General features: G+C 46.8%; 19 protein-coding genes. 7 read left to right on the top strand and 12 right to left on the bottom strand.

Going from position 1 to position 19,317, the window contains the following annotated elements; translation table 11 throughout:
- Position 1: 1 nt before the first annotated feature.
- Entirely contained in the window at positions 2 to 646 is a 645-nt protein-coding gene (gene hxlA / locus L2D08_RS15150) for a 3-hexulose-6-phosphate synthase (protein WP_242234830.1), read from the top strand.
- Positions 643 to 1,188, top strand: a complete 546-nt coding sequence (hxlB, locus tag L2D08_RS15155) for a 6-phospho-3-hexuloisomerase (RefSeq protein WP_242234831.1) — start codon at positions 643 to 645, stop codon at positions 1,186 to 1,188. Before hxlA ends, hxlB begins: the two co-directional genes overlap by 4 nt.
- Before the next feature lie 41 nt (positions 1,189 to 1,229).
- Here the strand turns inward: hxlB and L2D08_RS15160 are convergent, their stop codons facing one another.
- Positions 1,230 to 1,703 carry a DinB family protein gene (locus L2D08_RS15160; protein ID WP_242234832.1) on the bottom strand — a complete coding sequence of 158 codons (474 nt, stop codon included), beginning with the start codon at positions 1,701 to 1,703 and terminating at the stop codon, positions 1,230 to 1,232.
- A 154-nt stretch (positions 1,704 to 1,857) separates the two neighbouring features.
- Here L2D08_RS15160 and L2D08_RS15165 point away from each other — a divergent pair, with 154 nt between their 5' ends.
- On the top strand, positions 1,858 to 3,000 hold the full coding sequence (locus L2D08_RS15165) for a zinc-dependent alcohol dehydrogenase (protein WP_242234833.1): 1,143 nt from the start codon (positions 1,858 to 1,860) through the stop codon (positions 2,998 to 3,000).
- A gap of 118 nt (positions 3,001 to 3,118) precedes the next feature.
- On the opposite strand, the gene L2D08_RS15170 is transcribed toward L2D08_RS15165, so the two are convergent.
- Genes L2D08_RS15170 through L2D08_RS15180 form a run of 3 tightly spaced genes read right to left on the bottom strand, consistent with a single transcriptional unit; the run spans position 3,119 to position 5,376 of the window.
- On the bottom strand, positions 3,119 to 3,370 hold the full coding sequence (locus tag L2D08_RS15170; RefSeq protein WP_242234835.1) for an HPr family phosphocarrier protein: 252 nt from the start codon (positions 3,368 to 3,370) through the stop codon (positions 3,119 to 3,121).
- 12 nt (positions 3,371 to 3,382) lie between these two features.
- The gene (locus L2D08_RS15175; RefSeq protein ID WP_242234837.1) at positions 3,383 to 4,909 is read right to left on the bottom strand and encodes a tripartite tricarboxylate transporter permease; all 1,527 of its coding nucleotides are present in this window, start codon (positions 4,907 to 4,909) and stop codon (positions 3,383 to 3,385) included.
- Positions 4,910 to 4,929: 20 nt separating this feature from the next.
- Entirely contained in the window at positions 4,930 to 5,376 is a 447-nt protein-coding gene (locus L2D08_RS15180; protein WP_242234839.1) for a tripartite tricarboxylate transporter TctB family protein, read from the bottom strand.
- Between the two features lie 259 nt (positions 5,377 to 5,635).
- Here L2D08_RS15180 and L2D08_RS15185 point away from each other — a divergent pair, with 259 nt between their 5' ends.
- Together L2D08_RS15185 and L2D08_RS15190 are read left to right on the top strand one after the other, a co-directional pair.
- Positions 5,636 to 6,676, top strand: coding sequence for a tripartite tricarboxylate transporter substrate binding protein (locus L2D08_RS15185; protein ID WP_242234841.1), 1,041 nt, complete (start codon positions 5,636 to 5,638; stop codon positions 6,674 to 6,676).
- Between the two features lie 30 nt (positions 6,677 to 6,706).
- The gene (locus L2D08_RS15190) at positions 6,707 to 7,489 is read left to right on the top strand and encodes a class I SAM-dependent methyltransferase (protein ID WP_242234843.1); all 783 of its coding nucleotides are present in this window, start codon (positions 6,707 to 6,709) and stop codon (positions 7,487 to 7,489) included.
- A gap of 32 nt (positions 7,490 to 7,521) precedes the next feature.
- Here L2D08_RS15190 and L2D08_RS15195 read toward each other — a convergent pair whose 3' ends face one another.
- Together L2D08_RS15195 and L2D08_RS15200 are read right to left on the bottom strand one after the other, a co-directional pair.
- Positions 7,522 to 8,217 carry a response regulator gene (locus L2D08_RS15195; RefSeq protein ID WP_242234844.1) on the bottom strand — a complete coding sequence of 232 codons (696 nt, stop codon included), beginning with the start codon at positions 8,215 to 8,217 and terminating at the stop codon, positions 7,522 to 7,524.
- Positions 8,218 to 8,237: 20 nt separating this feature from the next.
- Entirely contained in the window at positions 8,238 to 9,824 is a 1,587-nt protein-coding gene (locus L2D08_RS15200) for an ATP-binding protein (RefSeq protein WP_242234846.1), read from the bottom strand.
- Positions 9,825 to 9,997: 173 nt separating this feature from the next.
- Between L2D08_RS15200 and L2D08_RS15205 the strand changes: the two genes are divergently transcribed.
- Positions 9,998 to 10,849, top strand: a complete 852-nt coding sequence (locus tag L2D08_RS15205) for an STAS domain-containing protein (protein ID WP_242234849.1) — start codon at positions 9,998 to 10,000, stop codon at positions 10,847 to 10,849.
- A gap of 636 nt (positions 10,850 to 11,485) precedes the next feature.
- Here L2D08_RS15205 and L2D08_RS15210 read toward each other — a convergent pair.
- The 6 genes from L2D08_RS15210 to uraD form a co-directional block, all read right to left on the bottom strand.
- Positions 11,486 to 11,977: a (2Fe-2S)-binding protein gene (locus L2D08_RS15210; RefSeq protein WP_242234850.1), complete on the bottom strand. Its 492-nt coding sequence runs from the start codon at positions 11,975 to 11,977 to the stop codon at positions 11,486 to 11,488.
- A complete protein-coding gene (pucD, locus tag L2D08_RS15215) occupies positions 11,961 to 14,195 on the bottom strand; it encodes a xanthine dehydrogenase subunit D (RefSeq protein WP_242234851.1) in 2,235 nt (744 codons plus the stop codon). Before pucD ends, L2D08_RS15210 begins: the two co-directional genes overlap by 17 nt.
- Before the next feature lie 21 nt (positions 14,196 to 14,216).
- Positions 14,217 to 15,071 carry an FAD binding domain-containing protein gene (locus L2D08_RS15220; RefSeq protein WP_242234852.1) on the bottom strand — a complete coding sequence of 285 codons (855 nt, stop codon included), beginning with the start codon at positions 15,069 to 15,071 and terminating at the stop codon, positions 14,217 to 14,219.
- Positions 14,989 to 15,684 carry an NTP transferase domain-containing protein gene (locus L2D08_RS15225; RefSeq protein ID WP_242234853.1) on the bottom strand — a complete coding sequence of 232 codons (696 nt, stop codon included), beginning with the start codon at positions 15,682 to 15,684 and terminating at the stop codon, positions 14,989 to 14,991. The genes L2D08_RS15220 and L2D08_RS15225 overlap by 83 nt, the downstream gene beginning before the upstream one ends.
- Positions 15,681 to 16,685, bottom strand: a complete 1,005-nt coding sequence (locus L2D08_RS15230) for an XdhC family protein (RefSeq protein ID WP_242234854.1) — start codon at positions 16,683 to 16,685, stop codon at positions 15,681 to 15,683. The genes L2D08_RS15225 and L2D08_RS15230 overlap by 4 nt, the downstream gene beginning before the upstream one ends.
- A 79-nt stretch (positions 16,686 to 16,764) precedes the next feature.
- Positions 16,765 to 17,352: a 2-oxo-4-hydroxy-4-carboxy-5-ureidoimidazoline decarboxylase gene (gene uraD / locus L2D08_RS15235; protein WP_242234879.1), complete on the bottom strand. Its 588-nt coding sequence runs from the start codon at positions 17,350 to 17,352 to the stop codon at positions 16,765 to 16,767.
- A gap of 198 nt (positions 17,353 to 17,550) precedes the next feature.
- On the opposite strand from uraD, the gene L2D08_RS15240 reads away from it, so the two are divergent.
- Entirely contained in the window at positions 17,551 to 19,167 is a 1,617-nt protein-coding gene (locus L2D08_RS15240) for a PucR family transcriptional regulator (RefSeq protein ID WP_242234855.1), read from the top strand.
- Positions 19,168 to 19,317: the final 150 nt, after the last annotated feature.

Below are 19,317 nucleotides of genomic sequence, written 5' to 3' on the forward strand. Positions count from 1 at the left end.
TATGAAATTACAATTAGCGTTAGACCTTGTAAACATTCCGGAAGGTATCGAGCTTGTGAAGGAAGTACAGGATCACATTGACATCGTTGAAATTGGCACGCCTGTTATCATTAACGAAGGGCTTCACGCGGTTAAAGCTATGAAAGAAGCGTTCCCGAACCTGGACGTGCTGGCGGATCTTAAAATTATGGATGCAGCCGGCTACGAAGTGTCACAAGCTTCAGCAGCAGGTGCGGACATTGTGACTATCCTTGGCCAGGCGGAAGATGCATCCATTAAAGGCGCTGTAGAAGAAGCGAAAAAACAAGGCAAACAAATTCTTGTAGATATGATCGCGGTCAAAGATATTAAAACGCGCGCGCAGGAACTTGATGCTCTTGGTGTGGATTATATCTGCGTCCATACGGGCTATGATTTGCAGGCAGTCGGTAAAAACTCCTTTGAAGACCTGCATACAATTAAAGGTGTCGTCAAAAATGCGAAAACAGCGATTGCCGGCGGGATTAAGCTTGAAACACTTCCAGAAGTAATTCAAGAACAGCCGGATCTTGTTATCGTAGGAGGCGGGATCACTGGCCAAGACGATAAAAAAGCAGCAGCTGCCAAAATGCAGAAGCTTGTCAAAGAAGCGGTTACGGTTGAATGACCAAGCAGCTTGAACGCATTCTGCAGGAGGTTCACACAACAGCTCAGCTTATCCGTGATGAAGACGCAACGCAGCTGGTGAACCACATCCTTGAAGCGAAAAAAATCTTTGTAGCGGGCGCAGGACGCTCCGGGTTTATGGCAAAATCCTTCGCGATGCGCATGATGCATGTCGGCCTAGATCCGTATGTTGTAGGCGAAACGATCACGCCAAATGTAGAAGAAGGCGATTTGTTTATCGTCGGTTCCGGTTCGGGTGAAACAAAAAGCCTTGTGGCGATGGCGGAAAAAGCCAAGTCGATCGGTGCGGATGTAGCGGCTGTTACAATCGTTCCGGATTCATCGATCGGCCGGATTGCAGACATCGTCATTGAGATTCCTGCTCAGACAAAAGCCGATACAAACAATAAATCGATTCAGCCGATGGGTTCTTTGTTTGAACAAAGCTTATTGCTGTTTTATGATTCGCTCATTTTAATGATCATGGAAAAACGCGGGATGGATTCCGGCCGTATGTACGGGCGCCATGCCAATTTAGAATAGCTGTGAAAAAGGGCCGCTTTAAACAAGCGGCCTTTTTTACTTTATGTAGCTGGATTGTCCCGCAAAAAATAAATAAAATCAGTCGGGCAGCTCCCGTATCCTGCTGTTCTCATCATCACCACCACATTTCCACGGTGGGAAGTGCCGTGATTGACTACATGGGTCACAAGCTCAGATAACGTATTTTGAAAGGGCACCCCTTCTTTCGTTCGATAGTGAATCATTGTATCACCGCTTCGTGCCTCCCGTAAAAAAACACTCATTTCTTTTCCGAGATCCTCAAAAGCTTTTTTCGCTTCTGCCGCAGTCGAAAAGGCTGTTTCGCCGCCTGCCGGTTCTCTGGATTGTTTCATTCGTGAAAACCATAGCCGGTCCACGTCATAAATATGCTCAAATGTCCGGGCGATAGAGGAAAACGGCCCTGCCATCGGTTTGGTAAAAACGGAAGGGTACGAAGCCAGATGATCCAGCATTCGTTGATTCGCCCATACATGATAATCATATAACTGATTCATTTGTGATCCGCCTTTCTTTGTTTTAAAGATTCCTTGTTTCCACTATAACAGGAAAAAAAACCTGTACCATTTAAAAAGGAATACACGTTTTTTCAGCATAATATTCCGTCATGCGGGTAAAAGAAAACTATTCTCAAAATCAGGAGGTTTTTTCATGCGCGCAGTTACGTATCAAGGCATTAAGAACATGCAGGTGAAGAATGTAGCGGATCCAACGATTCAAAAGCGGGAAGACATTATTGTCCGTGTTACCTCAACAGCCATTTGCGGCTCTGATTTGCATATTTACCAGGGTGCCCTGCCGCCGGCAGAAGACGACTATGTCATCGGTCATGAACCGATGGGAATTGTAGAGGAAGTCGGGCCAGACGTCACGAAAGTTAAAAAAGGCGACCGCGTGGTGCTGCCGTTTAATGTTTCCTGCGGCCAGTGCTTCTATTGTAATCATGATATGGAGAGCCAGTGCGACAACTCTAACGCCAACCCTCATGTCGATTCGGGCGGTTATTTCGGCTTTACACAGCGCTATGGAAACTTCCCTGGCGGCCAGGCCGAATATCTGCGCGTGCCATACGGAAACTTTATGCCTTTTGTGATTCCGGAATCATGCGAGCTTGAGGATGAATCGGTTTTATTTCTATCCGATATTTTACCCACTGCTTATTGGAGTGTTGAAAATTCCGGGGTGAAAGCAGGAGACACGGTCGTTGTGCTTGGCTGCGGGCCGGTTGGCTTATTAACACAGAAGTTTGCCTGGATGAAAGGCGCCAAGCGGGTCATTGCTGTGGACCACGTTCCGTACCGCCTGGCTCATGCCAAGAAGATGAATAACGTTGAGGTATTTAATTTCTCGGAATATAAAAACATGGGCGATCATTTAAGGGAGATTACCAATGGCGGCGCGGATATTGTCATTGACTGTGTCGGCATGGACGGAAAAAAATCGCCAGTTGAAGCGATCGAACAAAAACTCAAGCTGCAGGGCGGCACATTAAGCGCGATCCAAATCGCCTTGAGAGCGGTTCGCAAGTTCGGAACAATCCAGCTCACTGGCGTTTACGGTTCTTTGTATAACATGTTCCCGCTCGGCTACTTGTTTGAGCGGAATATTACCGTAAAAATGGGCCAGGCACCTGTCATTCATTACATGCCGGAGCTGTTTGAGAAAATTACAGCCGGCGAGATTGACCCGACAGAAATTATTACCCACAAAGTGCCGCTCGAGCAGGCAGGCGAGGCTTATCAAATGTTTAATGATCACGCAGATGAATGTATTAAAGTGATCCTTAAACCATAAAATGAAAAATCCGCTCTTTGCAGGGCGGATTTTATTTTTTATATAGAAACAGCTATTGCTCAAAAGTATACGATTCAAAAAACAAAAGAAAAAGAGCGGTCCTGTACGGACCGCTTCTTTATTCATTCACTTCTACCGGCATATGAAACTGGTGAAATACTTTTACCATTTCCTGCTTCGCCTCTTCTTCATCCGGCCCATGAATCTCAAGCTGAAATGTTTTGGAGGTTAAAACGGAATGCGTCAGTCCTAAAATACTTTTTACATCAATGCTGCGATGATCTGTTTTTAACACGATGCTCGATTGAAACGGCTGAGCCGCTTTGTTTAATTCCACCACGAAACGGGCAAATGTCCCTCCGAGTTCCATATCGGCTCCCCCTTAATCTTCTTCGTTAATAATGACGGAACGTCCGCGCATTTTCATAATAAGCGGAATACTGATCCATAAAGCACCAATCAGCAGGAACAAGAGTGACACCGGGCTTGTGACAAAAATAGAAAAATCACCATTGGAAGAAGTAAGGGCGCGGCGCATATTATTTTCAATCATCGGACCAAGCACCAGCGCTAAAACGAGCGGCGCGACCGGATAGTCATTTTTCGTTAAAAAGTAACCGAGCAGTCCGCAGGCAAGCAGTAAAGCCAAATCAAAAATGTTAAATTGTACGGCATACACACCAAAAATGGAAATTGCCACAATAATCGGCAGCAAGTATTTGGCAGGCGTATCAATCACCTTGGCAAACACTTTTACAAGCGGCATGTTTAAAATAAGCAGCATCACATTACCGATAAACATACTGGCAATCAAGCCCCATGCTACCTGCGGGTTGTCTTCAAACAACAGCGGACCTGGCTGTACGTTATACATAATAAGAGCTCCCATCAAAATAGCGGTTGTGCCGGAGCCCGGAATACCCATTGTCAGGAGCGGGATCATGGCGCCGCCGGATGCTCCATTGTTGGCAGACTCGGGTGCAGCTACTCCCGCAATTGCTCCGTGGCCGAATGTTTCCGGACGTTTACTTATTTTCTTTTCAGTAATATAAGAAAAGAAAGAGGCAAGCGTCGCGCCCGCACCCGGCAGCACACCAATAAAAAAGCCGAGCAGTGAGCCGCGGACGATCGGTCCGGTGCTTTCTTTCATATCCTGTTTTGTCGGCAAAATCCGCCCTACTTTGGCGACCTTTCCGTCATCATTGTCTTTGTCCAGAATCGTCCGGAATACTTCACCAAGTGCGAATAACCCCACCGCCACTGTTAAAAACTCAAGTCCTGAATATAAATAAGGGTTATTGTACGTAAAACGGGAAACGCCGGATACATTGTCCATTCCGATAGTCGCTAAAAGCAGGCCGGCCACTGTCATGATCAGTGCTTTTGTAATCGAGCTTCCTGCCAGTCCGCTGACCGCGCACAAGCCGAGAAGCATCAGCGAAAAATACTCAGCCGGCCCGAATGAAAGAGCTAATTGGGACAGCGGCTTTGCCAGCAGGGTTAAACCCAGAAGCGCAACAATCCCTGCCACAAATGAGCCGATAGCAGAAATAGAAAGTGCTGCGCCAGCCCGTCCCTGCCTTGCCATTTGGTAACCATCCAGCGCCGTTACAACTGAAGAAGATTCTCCCGGCGTATTTAATAAAATCGAGGTAGTCGATCCTCCATACATGGCTCCATAATATACACCTGCAAGCAAAATAATCGAACTGGCAGCAGCGCTTTGCGGGTCAAGGCCTGATGTAAGCGTTGCGGTAATCGGAATTAAAAGAGCCACGCCGCTCATAGGCCCAATTCCCGGCAGCACGCCCACCGCCGTCCCAATCAGGACACCGCAAAAAGCAAACAATAAGTTTTGCCACTGCATGGCAACCCCGAACCCATTCATTAAAAATTGTACTGTATCCATGTGTAAGCACCTCCTTTAATTTAAACCGGAAATCCTGGCAGCGAGCCTTGTAAAAGACCGACAAAAATATAGTAAACCCCAAAAGAAAACGCCGCGGCGATCACAATGCTTTTCAGCCAGCCGCCTCTTTCCAGCACTTGAAATCCGATCAGTAAAAATAAAAAGGTTGTAATCACATAACCAAGCGGCTCCAGCAGCACAATGTAAAGAATAGCGGCTGCAAAGATAATGAAAAATCTTTTGTAATCCGGCTTTTCTCCTCCTCTTGCTTCCTGTTTACTTTTTACGGCTTCGATAAAAAGTTTGATACTTAATAAGATCAGTAAAATGCCGAGTCCGATTGGAAAAATATCCGGTCCCACGTTGCTTCCGTAAGAAGTGGCAGCAATTTTGCGGCTTTCTGTAATAAAAAAGACGCCTATTAGAAGAAAGATAATGCTGGCATAACGATCGAATGTCCTGCTCATTTCATACACCCCCGCATTTATTTCGTTTAAATGTAAACGCTTTCCTAAAAAGTATCAGCTTCTGCCCGCCGATAGAAGTTTTTCTCCATAACTTGAATAACGATCATATTTTCAACGCAGCATTTATTTTCCGTGAAAAATATGACGTTAATACCGTTTAATGATCTTTATGAGATGAATGAACAGAAACTATTCCTGTTCATTCGTTGGTGGTACCATTCGTAAATGAAAGCGTTACCAAAATAAAGGGGGCATTTCAATGAGTGTGACGTTCAAGGTAAAAAAGTGGGGCAGTCTGATTACGGCCGGTGCGCTTGCACTTAGCTTAGCAGCATGCAGCAATTCTACTTCTTCTTCCTCTGGAGGAAGCAAAGAAGAAAGCGCTGCTTATCCGGAAAAGCCGATTGTCATTAATGCGCCGTCCGGAGCAGGCGGCGGGCTTGATACAACTGCACGCGCTTTAACGAAAGTATTAAATGAAACGGGATTAACAGAGCAGTCCATGACCGTTGAAAACAAGCCAGGCGGCGGACAGGCAGTCGGACTAGCGGATTTTATCAGCCAGGATTCTAAAGACCCTTACCGGCTGTTTCTTCCTTCTGTTCCACTGCTTATTAACAATTTGAAAAAAGAAGGAAACAGCCCGCATTCCTATAGGGATTTAACGCCAATTGCCCAGCTTACGAAAGATTACGGAGCGATTGTCGTTCCGGCAGATTCAAAGTATAAAGATTTAGAATCACTATTCAAGGACTTAAAAGCGAAGCCGGACAGTTTAACACTGGCAGGCGGCTCGTCTCCGGGTTCTCAGGATCATTTAGTCGCCATGCTCCCTGCTGTAAAAGCGGGTGTTGACGCTGCGAAAATCAAATATGTTTCTTATGATGGCGGAGGGGAAGCGATGACTGCTCTGATCGGTGGCAATGCCGATGTGCTTGCTACAGATATTTCCGGCACAGGGGAATATTTAAAAGCAGGAAAAGTTCGTGTTCTTGGCGTATCTTCTCCAGAGAGGTTAAAAGGCACATATGCGGATATTCCAACATACAAGGAAGCCGGAATTGATGCGGAATTTACGATTTGGCGCGGTTTGTTCGGACCGAAAGAAATGCCGGACTACGCGGTTGATTACTGGAACAAAACACTTTCAGAAATGGTGAAAACACCAGAATGGCAAAAAGTTCTTGAAACAAACGGATGGGAAGACGGCTATAAAAATTCTGAGGAATTCACGGCTTTCCTAGAAGAACAAGAAAAATTGGTACAGGAGATTTTAGAATCGCTTAATATGCAAAAATAAGCTTATTCTGCTCGAGGAGGAGGAATCTTTTTGCAAGACTCAACAGAAACAGCCAAGCAGCGGGTGAAAAGCCAGTTTGGAAAATCAGCCGAGCACTATGTTACAAGCAGTACCCATTCAACAGGAACGGACCTTGCCCTTCTCCCCGAATGGCTGAAGATTGGTCCCGATTCTCTTGTCCTTGATATTGCAACAGGAGGCGGCCATGCAGCGAAAGCGCTGGCCCCTCATGCTGCTCATGTGTTTGCCACTGATTTAACTGTGCCGATGCTTGAAGCTGCCCAAAAACATTTGGCGTCATCCGCCAATAATATCTTTTACGTCGCAGCAGATGCAGAAGCACTTCCGTTTTTGCCGCATACGTTTGATGCAGTCACCTGCCGGATTGCTGCTCATCACTTTCCAAATCCACGTCTGTTTGTACAGGAAGCGGCCCGCGTGCTAAAGCCGGGCGGACGCTTCGTTTTAATTGATAATATTGCACCTGAAGACCCGGCTCTGGATGCTTTTGTGAATCGGCTCGAATCTCTGCGTGACCACAGCCATGTACGCAGTTATACCATTTCTGAGTGGAAGGGCTGGTTTCAAGAAGCCGGATTCAGCCTGGTAAAGGAGCAGTTGCGCAAAAAAGAACTCGGCTATCCGGAATGGGTCCACCGCACGACCGATTCTCCTGGACAGGTTCAGGAAGTGGATGCTCACCTTCTCTCTGCAGACACGTCTGTCGCCACGTATTTTTCAGTAAAAATGCAAGGTGAAAGCATTGCATCCTTTCAAATTGATGAATGGATGGCTATGGTTCAACGAAATTAAGCGCTGGTGTTCCACATATGTGGGGCACCTTTTTACTTTTTTCGATATCTTCGTTCCGGACGGCCAATCGTTCCATACATAATTTCCACCTCTGCTTCTTCAGCTGCCACGAGATATTCTAAGTATCTTCGCACAGTGGAATTGCTGGCACCAGTCGCGCGTGCTGTCTCTTCCGCATTAATGCTTGAAGAAGCTTCATGTAAGTGCGTACGTACTTTTTTCAACGTATGTTTATCAATTCCTTTTGGCAGCTGGTCCGTTTGCTCTACATATTCGGCTCCGGCCGCCTGGCCCATGATGCCAAAAAAACGATTGACTTCTCCCTGCTCAATAAGAGCAGACTGAGATAGTTTCTTTTTTGTTTCTTTGTACTGCTCGAGCGTAGATAAAAACTGGTTGATCATAATGGGCTTCAGCATATAACTGTACGCACCGCCCCGAATGGCTTCACTAACGGTTCGAACATCATTGGCAGCCGTAATCATAATGACATCCACACTCCGCACTTCTTTACGGATTTCCCACAACAAATCAGTCCCGTTCATATCAGGCAGGTAAACATCAAGCAAAATAAGATCCGGTGTAAATACGTTTAATAATTCCAACGCCTGCTTTCCCAGGCTTGCAGATGCTACAATTTCGAATCCATCTACCTTTTGCACAAACTTTTTATAAATATTGATTGTGGTCTCATCGTCTTCGATAATCATTACTTTAATCGGTGCCATAAAAGTGGTTCCCCCTTTGTTTACTTCTTTGGAATGGTAATGGTAAATTGCGCACCGCCAAAGGAGCTTTTCGAAAGATAAAGATCTCCTTTTAGCTTCTGCAGTGTATTTTTCACAATCGCCAGTCCAATTCCGTGATTGTCCCCATCCTTTGTCGTAAATCCTTCTTCAAAAATCCGGTCCTGATCTTCAAGCGGAATACCCGGACCATTGTCTTCAATATCAAAAACGAGTTCATGGCCAATATCAGTAAACGAAACACGGACTACCGCTTCTTCTCCTCTTAGCCGTACGGCCGCCTCCATTGCATTATCAATCATATTTCCTAACACCGTTACAAACAGCTTGGTGTCAAAAGAAGACGGCACAACGGATAAGTTGCTGTCTTCGTCTATCTGAAAATGGACTTTCATTTCTTTGGAGCGGTGGATTTTGCCAAGAAGACAAGCCGCAATATACGGATCTTTTACAGAGGAAGTTAAAAACACAACGACATCCTGCCGCTCTTTTACTTCGTCCGCTATAAATGACCTTGCCTCCTCATATTGCTCTAACACTATCAACCCATAGATGGTGTTTAATTTATTTAAATACTCATGATTTTGTGCCCGGATGTTGTCGGTAATGCTTTTGACCGCTGACATTTCCTCCTCTATTTTCTCGATTTCCGATACAGGGCGGATCGTTAAAACCGCTCCCTTTGTTTGATTGTTCTGCCAAATCGGCGCGCCATCCGCTACATAAAGCTGATGCCCAAACAAAAACCGCTGCCGCACAATGCTTTTTTTCTGGATGATGATCGATTCAGCCATCCCAACGAGGCGGCTGTTTGTTATTTTTCCTTTCTCGCTAATTTGCCCCTCCAGCAGATTTCTCGCTCTTTTGTTGATAGACGTTATGTGATGATCATTATTTACTGCAATGGTTGCATCCCGAATAGATTCAAGGGTCGCTTCCTTTTCTTTAAATAAAAAAGAAATCTCTTCCGGTTCTAAATTAAAAATCAATTTTTTCACCCGTTTCGCTATCGTAACAGCTCCTGTTATGCCAAATAAACTAATAAACAGGGCGAAACATAGCAGCTTTAACCAATAGGCATTTCTCGCTTTATCTACTTCTGTTGTTAAAAAACCGACGGAAGCCACTCCAATGATTTCTCCATTTTTGTTGTAAATAGGGGCTTTCGCTTTAATGGCTGAACCCGAGATACCTGTCCCTTTGTACACAACAGATTTTCCTGCTGAGAGACTTTCCTTGCTGCTCGTCCCCATTTTCTTACCGATATGCTTTGTTATGTGATGGGAATAACGGACGTTATATTTATTGCCGATCACAACATATCCTGCGCCAGTTGATTGTCTGATATTTTCAGCAATAGGCTGAATGCGCAGAGGAGGATTTGGATCATTAAACGCCTGGATAATCGTTTCATTTTGAGCAGCCATTTTAGCCACTGTCATCGCCTGGCTGCCCAGTGACTTTTCAGCCAAATCTCCCATAAGAGTAAAGAAGATAGCGCTTACAAAAAGAATCGTCAAAAACACGACCATAGAAATAAGACCAACCATCTGCCCGAGCAGCTTAGGCCGCCTCCAAAAAATCGACATGTAACCTCCCACTTTCTAATGGAAAAACTCTTTCTCTTATTTATCTCAATCCATAGAACATTGTCAATATTTTGTTCATTTTGTTCACGATTTTTTATGATTTTCGCATTTCAAATTAGGGAAAAACGGTGTATCTTTGTACGTATAGCATCTATTTTCTGGGGGCCGTTAAAATGAATAACGAAATTCGAATTCTTGGAAAGAAACTGTCTGAGGTAAAATATGAAATTGCCCAGGAAATTCATCAAAGCCTTTCGCATATAACAAGTATTCAAGAAAAAGCCGGCTGGGAGAAGGAACGGGCAATCGAACACCGTGCCCAATTTATTCAAATGTTCGCAGACACTTTAATCGAACAGCCTGACCACGACCTTTCTTTAAAACGCTTTAGCAAATGGGGAGCGAAAACTGGAGAGATCGCCTGCAGCCTGAATGCGCCAATGGATGATGTACTGCAGACGACAACCATATACCGGACGGCTATTTGGGATGTATTAAAGCAGGAAATGAAGCAGAAGCAAATGTCTGTTGAGACTGTTTTTGACAGCATCGCCCTTATCGATCCGCTGCTTGATCAAGCCGTTTATGCGTTAAGCATCACTTATGTGAAGTTTCATCGAGAAGCACTTGAGCAATCTGCTCAGGCACTTTTGGAACTTTCTGTACCGGTTGTGCCGATCACAAAAGGAGTAGCTGTACTTCCGCTGATTGGCAGCATGAACACAGAACGGGCAGCTCTTTTGATGGAGGAAGTGCTGCAAAAAGCAGCCGAGCTTAAGCTTTCCCACCTTCTTCTTGACCTGTCCGGTGTTGTAACGGTTGATACGATGGTTGCCGATCAAATTTTCAAGGTGATCGATGCCTTGTCCCTGCTTGGCGTAAAAGCATCTCTTATCGGTATTCGTCCTGAAGTGGCCCAAACTATGGTAACAATTGGTATTCACGTGAGCGAATTGGATGTAAAAGCAAGTTTAGAGACAGCACTAAAAGACTTACAGCAGTCCGCCCATTTATTTTCCTCTTAACAAGCAATGAGCCAAAGAAGCTTCTTTGGCTCATTGCTTGTTTTTGTATCCATAGGCCCGGCTGCTTTCTCCTTTGAGTGGGTGCCGCTTCCCCGTACTCAAATAAAAGAAACAGCTTATGTTATTTAGAAATCAAACAGAGTGTAACCATATGTTACGTTCCCAATATGCAGGTAAAGTCTTTCGCTTTTAAAAAAGAGCCGATCAGTGAAGCCTGCCGGACTTTGCGTGCGGGAGCCTAACCGGCTGCGCCTGCGGGATCTCCTGACTCACTGTATTTCCCGCAGGAGTCTTCTTCATCCGGCAGTCGGTGTGGAAGATCGATAAGCAGGGGCCAAATAGAAATTTTCTCTTTTTTAAACCGAAAGATACAGCCCTATTAACTCTATACAATCCTGGCGCAAGCCACTTGGCTGCGGCGGGAGGGCAGCGCAGACTCCTATGGGACTAGCGGGCAGCTGAGACCGGTGGAGCCGCCAGGCGAAGTCGGGTTCAGCACCTGCCCAAGGGAAAGCGGAGCTGCCCGGACGCTGCCGACCCATCCTGTTCATGTGCACGGTCATCCATATCTTTTGTCTGCAGTCTGAGAGCGTAACGGTATATTACGCTCTTTTTAATGAACTAATTTAACAGCATTTAAGAAGAACAAGCCCGCTGAACAGACCGGATGATGCCGCCGTACCCTGTGCATCGGCAAAGATTGCCCGAAAAAGCTTCCTGAATTGCCGCCTCACTCGGCTTTGGATTTGATTCAAGCAGGCATTTTGCCGCCATGACCATGCCCGGTGTGCAGTAACCGCATTGAAAGCCGCCTTCTTCGAGAAATGCTTCTTGGATAGGATGCACTCCGTTTTGATCAGAAAGCCCTTCAACCGTTTCTACCGAAGCCCCTTCAAGCTGGTAAGCGAGTGTCAGGCACGAAACAGACAGTTTACCATTGATCAAAACCGAACAGGCTCCACAGCGTCCGATGCCGCATGAAATTTTTGTGCCGGTTTGACCAAGCTCATTTCGGATTAAATCAACAGCTCTTATAACAGGCGGAACGGTTAATTGAACAGGCTTACCATTTAACCGAAAGGACAGCCCTATCACTCCAGCGCCTGCTTTTTCAGGATTGGTTTTCATACAGGACACCCCTTTCCATCGACTGCAGCACAGCCTCCGGCTTTACCGGCAGACGGCTGACCCGAAAGCCGATTGCATCGTAGATCGCATTGGCAATTGCTGGCGCCACGGCTACCGTTCCAATTTCGCCAACACCCCGCGGTCCGTAATGATCTCCAGGAGGAAGCGTCTCAATCGCTTCAAGCTCCAGGTCAAACGGTACATCTTGAATGCCTGGAACTAAATAAGAATCGAAGTTTTCTGTCGCATACTGCCCTTCTGTCATCACCACATCTTCCATTAAAGTGTAGCCAAGCGCCATCACGCCGCCGCCCTCAATTTGTCCCCTATAGCCCATTTCGTTTACAACAGGGCCGGCTGCTGTAGACTGATGCAGCCCGGTTACTTTTATTCTTCCGGTTAAAAGATCAACCTCTGTCTGGGCCACTACACCGCTGTACGTGTATAAGTAGTGAGCCGAGTCAATTGCGTCCGGCGAAACCGGAAAATCAAACTGGGTGGAAACCACAATCGGCTCTTCGCCGGCTGCAAGAGATTCAAAGGAAAGCGCGCATTTTCCATTCTTCCAAACACCGCCCGGTCCAATCGACAGCACACTCTCTTCTGCACCCGTTTTTTGGACGGCCCGGGCAAGCACCTGCTTTATAAAAGACCCTTTTAACCGCTGAAGTGAATGCCAGACCATACTTGTTCCGCGTGAAGCGGTAGTGGAACCGGATGAAGGAACAAGGGCCGTATCTCCAATAACAATGGAAAGGTCTTCTTTTCGGCATCCCAGTTCTTCTGTTGCCACTGCTTCAATCACAGCCAGAATCCCCTGTCCCGCTTCTTCAAATCCAAAGGCAATTTCAACCTTTCCGTTTTCTTTTAAAGAAAGCCGCCCCCCGGCAGGGTCCATTCTCCCAAAGCCAAGCCCGCCGCCATGCATCGTCACAGCCATGCCGATGCCGGTCCGCTTCCACTCGCTCGCTTTCGGCATCTGCTGCTTTTTATCCCGGTATACTTGGGCAGCCGACTCTAATACCTCTAAAGCACCATTTGTCTGGACAATCCGCTGCCCGAGCGGTCCAGGATCCTGTTCACGGCGGATATTAAGCCGCCGCAGCTCCAGGGCGTCTATCCCAATTGCAGCAGCCAGCCGGTCCATCTGCCCTTCCAATGCAAAGGTAATCTGATTGCCTCCAAATCCACGGAACTCTCCGGAAACGCCATTGTTTGTAAAAACAGAGACACCCTTTGTGTCTACTGCCTCAATCATGTACGGGCCACATGCATGCTCAACAGCGAAGTCTAAAATCGCCGGCCCTAATGTAGCATAGGCGCCTGTATCGGCTGTAATCGTTGTTTGATGGGCAAGCAGCCGCCCATTTTGATCGACGCCGGTTTTCATCGTAATGCTCATCGGGTGCCGTTTAATGCTTGAACGCATGGATTCCTGCCTTGTTTGGTGGATTTTCACTGGCCTGCCTGTTGCAAGCGCAAGCAGCGCCCCATACGGCTGAATATTCAATTCATCTTTTCCACCGAATGAGCCGCCCATCGGACTGGAAATAATCCGGATTTCTTCTTCCGGCATGCCTAAAATACGAGACAATTGAAACCGGTCTTTAAAACCGTGCTGCGTACCGACATATACTGTCAGCGTCCCGTCTTTTTCAGGAACAATGACGCCGCCTTCTGTTTCCATATAAGCATGAAGCTGCCGGGGAACTTCATATGTTTCCTCCACAACGTTTACGCATCGCGAAAACGCTGTTTGGATATCGCCTCTTTGAAAGCCGGCACGGTGAAGGATATTGCCGCCTGGGTGAAGAAGAGGAGCCGACTTGGCCAATGCTTTTTCTGGACTGTCCACTACAGGAAGCGGTTCATAGTGCACCTCGATCAGTTCAAGCGCTCGTGCAGCAATTTCTACCGACTCTGCAGCAACAGCTGCAACCGCATCTCCCACATATCGAACTGTATCTTTACATAAAACCGGCTGATCCGGGGTAACGATGCCAAATCCGTTTAAGGCAGGCACGTCTTCGTGGGTAATAACCGCCTGTACACCCGGCAGCTGACGGGCTTTCTCCGTGGAGAGGGAGAGGATACGGGCATGGGGGTAAGCGCTTCTTAACACTTTTGCCCAGAGCATCTCTGGAAATGTAAGATCCGTTAAATATTTTAAGCGGCCTGTTACTTTCTCTTTGCCGTCCGGCCGGATTTTTTTCTTCATAGCTAATCTCCTTTCCCGTTTTTATCGGTCAGATTGCAAAGCTGCTAACAGCAGATTGGCTGCGACGGTGCGACGGTAATCCACTGAGGCGAACACATCACCGATCAAAGCCGATTCTTCTTTGATGCTGTCTGACAGTGACGCCAGCACATCATCCGTCAGTTCCTTTCCAATAAGCTCTCTCTCACACATCTTCAAACGACGCGGTGTACTTACTCCGCCGCCCGCCACCATCCGAATTTCTTTAATGGTCTGCTCATCTGTCATTTCTCTGTACATGGCAACCGTCACAACAGATGGAATAAACGCTTCTCTCCGTCCGACTTTCCGAAAAAAACAGCGCCCTTTTATAGGAGAAGAAACCGTAATATCCGTTAAAATGGCGGATTCTGCCGGGGATTCCTGCTCACTTACATAATCATACATCCATTCAGACCGAATGCCGTTTTCACAAAACCACGAAAGGCGCGCATCAAGTGCCAGTAAGACCGGGATGGCATCACCGACGCCATAAAGGATATTGCCGCCGATCGTACCCCGGTTACGCACAGCTGGCGAGGCAATGGTGCTGATCGCTTCTGATAAAACCGGGCACTTTTCTTTTACAAGCGGATGGTTCCGGCACGTTTCCAGGTCGGTCAGCGCCCCTATTCTGATCGAACCGTCGACTGTTTCCTCAATGTCTGCGAGTTCCCGAATCCCTTCCAGGCTGATTAAATGAGGAGGAAAGGATAAACCCTGCTCCCGCTGCATTTGCATAAGTGTTCCACCCGCAATAAACCGCGATATTCCGTCAAGCTCTTTCTTTAAAGACCTCGCTTCCTCCAGACTCTGTGGCTGCCAGACAGATGTTGGCACCGGCATTTGCATTGTCATTCCATCCCCTCCCGGCCACTTGTTTATAATCCTGCATCGTATCAATATCAAAAAAAGAACCGGATTCCTGGCAATCAATCATTCGTCCGTGCTGCGCAAAAGAAGGCTGCTTCAGCAAACTGCCCGCTCCCCGGTCTCCCTTTAGCTCCTGCAGCACGGGGAAACAGCCGTTGGAGAAAAGAACAGGCGGGCGCGGGATACCATCCAGACGAGCCGCCACAAAAGGAGCCTTTGTTTTTTTGTATGTGCGGACGATTTGATTGATTAATTCCACCCTGGTAAACGGCTGGTCTGCCAAAAGAATCACCGCTGCCTGCGCATTCATTTGTTCTGCGGCCCTCAAGCCAAATGAAAGTGTATGCGCCTGCCCGCGGCTGGCTTCATCACAGACGGCATACGACCAGTTCGCTTTTTTAAAAAAAGCGGGCCCAATCCAGCCGGCCTGGCTCTCTCTTTTCCCCGCCACAATAACATGATCCAGCACAGAGGAAAGAGCCGCGTTCAGTGAAACACTGCCAACCGTGGTACTGCCAAGCGGCAGCGCCAGCTTATCGCACCCCATCCGGGCACTGTTTCCGGCAGCAAGCAAAATACCAACAACCGGCCTGCTCATAAACAAGCTGCTTCCCGCAGCCCAATGGAATGGCTCACTTGGATCAGCTGAGCGACAATACTAATCGCAATTTCTTCGGCTCCCTGCGCTCCAATTGACAAGCCGGCCGGAGAAGCAATCCGTGAAGGAATGGCATCAGCCCCAAGCAATCGGGCCGTTCTTTTTCGGGAACCGAGAATACCAAAATACCGAAGCCCTTGCCCCTTTAACGCCTCGATCAGCTCCCGGTCCCGTTTAAAGTTATGCGTCATCACGACCACACAGTCTTCTGGTTTTAAAGCGATAGAAGAAAGTACCTCGTCCGGAAAACCGACCATGCGTTTTTCAGCATCAGGAAAATGAAAAGCGGAACAAAACGCCGGGCGCCAGTCAGAAACGGTAACTGAAAATCCAGCGGCCGCTGCGAACGAAACGAGCGGCCGCGCGTCTGGCCCTGCCCCAAATACAACAAGCCTTCGCTTTGGACGAATTTTGTGTACATACACTTCACTGTCAAGCGCTTTACTAAAAAACATGCCGCGCTCAATAACCCGGCAGTCGTCTGGTACTTCTCCCTCCCACTGACCAAACGCACATCCCGAATCGGGAATAAAAAGGTAACCAGGGCGGACGCCGCGCTTTTTAATCATCAAAACGGTCTGTCCGGACCTTAGCACCTCTTTTAACTGCAATAGGTGGGCCGTATACTCTTCATCCAGCCGTTCTGTCCATACATGAATAACTCCGTTGCAGCCCGAGCCCTCTCCCCAGGAAAAATCATCCTCACCGCGCATATCGTATACAAATTCGCCATACGGCTGATCCACTTTTTTCAGCCGTTCATTCAAATCTTCTTCCAGGCAGCCCGCACTAAGCAGGCCGACCTGCGTGCCATCCGGTTTAAACAGCATCGCTGCTCCTTCTTTTTTATAAGCAGAGCCTGTGACTTTAACGACCGCTGCCATTACACCACCAACAGTGGAGGCATCCATGGCATCAAGCAATTCATGAATATCTTCCATATCGTTTCCCTCCAGTGTGTAGTCCAAAAAAGGGCACTGGTTCAAAAAAACCACAGCCCCCTTCTTACTTCTTCTATTTTTAAATTGGGCTAATGAAAGAAGCGGGTCCGCCCAGCCGTCCTTGCGTTTCATTTAAAACCCGGGTGGTCACGGCTGGCATGTGCTGGGTTCTTCCTGGTTCCTGGATGACAATGTCTTCAATTCGGAATCCCGCTATTTTAAACACTTCTGCTAATGCTGTTTCAAATTCCGTTTCCTGATCGTTTTGAAGACGCTGCTTCATCTGAACGCAGATTTCTTCTTTTGTTTTGCCTTGTATTGCCATAATAAAAGGAAAAGAGAACTTTTGGGTGTATGCCTCATTTAATAGAGAAAACTGATCAAATTCCTCTTTGGACAAAGAAGTCAGCCCGGCAGCTTTCTGCTCTTTCACAGAAGCGTCGGTCATTTTCACGTTTGCCCCAAGATTCGGATGGTTTCGAAGCAGAGCCAGCTGATCGGAACGAGACGCTTCCTGGACAACAGTGGTCATCTTAGCACATAGAGCCTGCACAGACTCAAATGGACGATCCCGCACCGCCTGTTCCGCTACCCAGAGTGAATGTTCAAATACGCTGCCGAAGTGCTGGACGAACATCACTTTTTTCATTTCGTTTACTGCTTTCATAGTCAGCACTTCACTCACGCCCTTTCCTAACTTTAATTTGTAACAAATAATAACATATGATTAGTTTACAAGGAAAATTATGTATTGTCACTGGCCTAAATGACCAAAACATTAGATTTTTTTCTTATTTTTCACAATTTATTAATAATTTGTGTTATATAATATTACATAACATAAATATTTTAGGGAGTGTTTCAGTTGAAATTACAAACCTTGCTTGCCCACGCTCCTTTTCAAGATATTCCATTAATTGCGGGCGCCAGAGGGATGGCAAATGATATTACGAATGTGACGATGATGGATGCTCCGGATATTCTCCCTTATTTAAAGTCGAACGACCTGCTCGTGACAACCGGTTATCACGTTAAAGATAAGCCAGGCGAGCTGATCAGCTTGATTGAGCAAATGGCCCAGAAAAACTGCGCTGCCCTTTTTATCAAAACAAAGCGTTTTTTCGGCCACCTTCCAAAAGAAGCAATCCAGCTCGCAGATCAGCTTGGGTTTCCGATTGTTGAAATTCCTGAAAACTGGTCACTCGGCGAAACCGTCAATCAAATGCTTAATATTATTTTAGATAAGAGAACGAGCGAGCTTCGGGGTGCAATCGAAACGCACAAGCTGTTTTCAAGCCATATCATGAGCGGAAAAGGATTAAATGCGCTGCTTGCAAACTTAACAGAGCTTACCGGCCACCAGGCTTTTTTATCGACAGTTTACTTTTCTGCCATTGCCGGCGATCATTCGCTGGCTGAAGCTTTTTTGCCGTTTAAGAAATGGGCGTCTAAGCATGGCTCTTTTCTGCCGGCCGGCTCTGCTTTTACCATGTTCAGCACACTGGACCAGAAAGAGAGCTACACACTGTTTCCCGTTTACACACACGAGAAAAAAGCGGCCCTGCTTTTGCTCAAAGGCTTTGTTTATCCAACAGAGCAGGTGAAACTTCTTACGATCGAACAGGCACTCAATGTGATCTCATTTGAACTATTGAAAGAAGAAGCCGTAAAACAGTCTACCCGCCGTATTCGCAATGAATTTTTTTCCAATTTTTTAGATGACGCTTTTTCAAGCGAAGAGGAAACGATCAGCCGTGCAAAAGAATTCGACCTGCCTTTAAAACAAAAATACGTGTGCGCGGTTGGCCGAATCGATGCACCGGAAGAAGAATGGTCTTATTACACGAACCAGAAGGAACTAGATGAAGTCTATTACTTTTTTGAAAAAGAACTGCACACAATGGATATTCCCTGCGACTTATTTACAAAAGGAGACACCGTAATCATTCTGTCAAAAGTACCCGATCATATGAAAGACACCCATTTATTTACGGCTTCTTTTTTAGAAAAGCTGCAAAGCCGGCTCAGCCGGGAACATAACATGACCATTTCTTTCGGTGTCAGTCATTTATGCTCTTCTCTTCTATTTGTCCGGCAGGGGTATAAAGAAGCTCGCGATGCCTTAAAAACAAATCGGCTGTCCAGCGGCCCCTCCTCCATCCACTTCCACCGGACAAAGGATGTAAACGAGCTGCTGCGGATGCTTCCGTCAAAAGACTTAAGCCAGTTTTATAAACACACAGTCCAGCACTTAAAGCTGAATAATCTAGAAGAAGAAAGATCACTGCTGGAGACACTGTTTGTTTATATGGAAAGCCATTGCCATATTTCCGAAACGGCCAAGCGGCTGTTTGTCCACCGTAACACAGTTGTGTACCGGCTGGAGAAATGTGAAGAGCTGCTCGGTATTTCGTTGAAAGACCCCAATTTTTCCCTGCAGGTCCGCCTCGCCCTCCGTATCAAACACCTGCTGAATGCTTAAAAAAGCCCGGGAGCTGTGTCCCGGACTTTTTTATATGCGGAAATCCCAACTTCGTCCAGAGAAAGTGAAATACTCATCCGCCAGACAACGCATTGAGCGCGCTCTCTAAATGATTTTTTACATTCATAGAGGGACCGGCTTTTTTTAAAG

It is taken from the genome of Domibacillus sp. PGB-M46, from assembly GCF_022668875.1.
In the GTDB taxonomy this organism is placed as follows: domain Bacteria; phylum Bacillota; class Bacilli; order Bacillales; family Domibacillaceae; genus Domibacillus.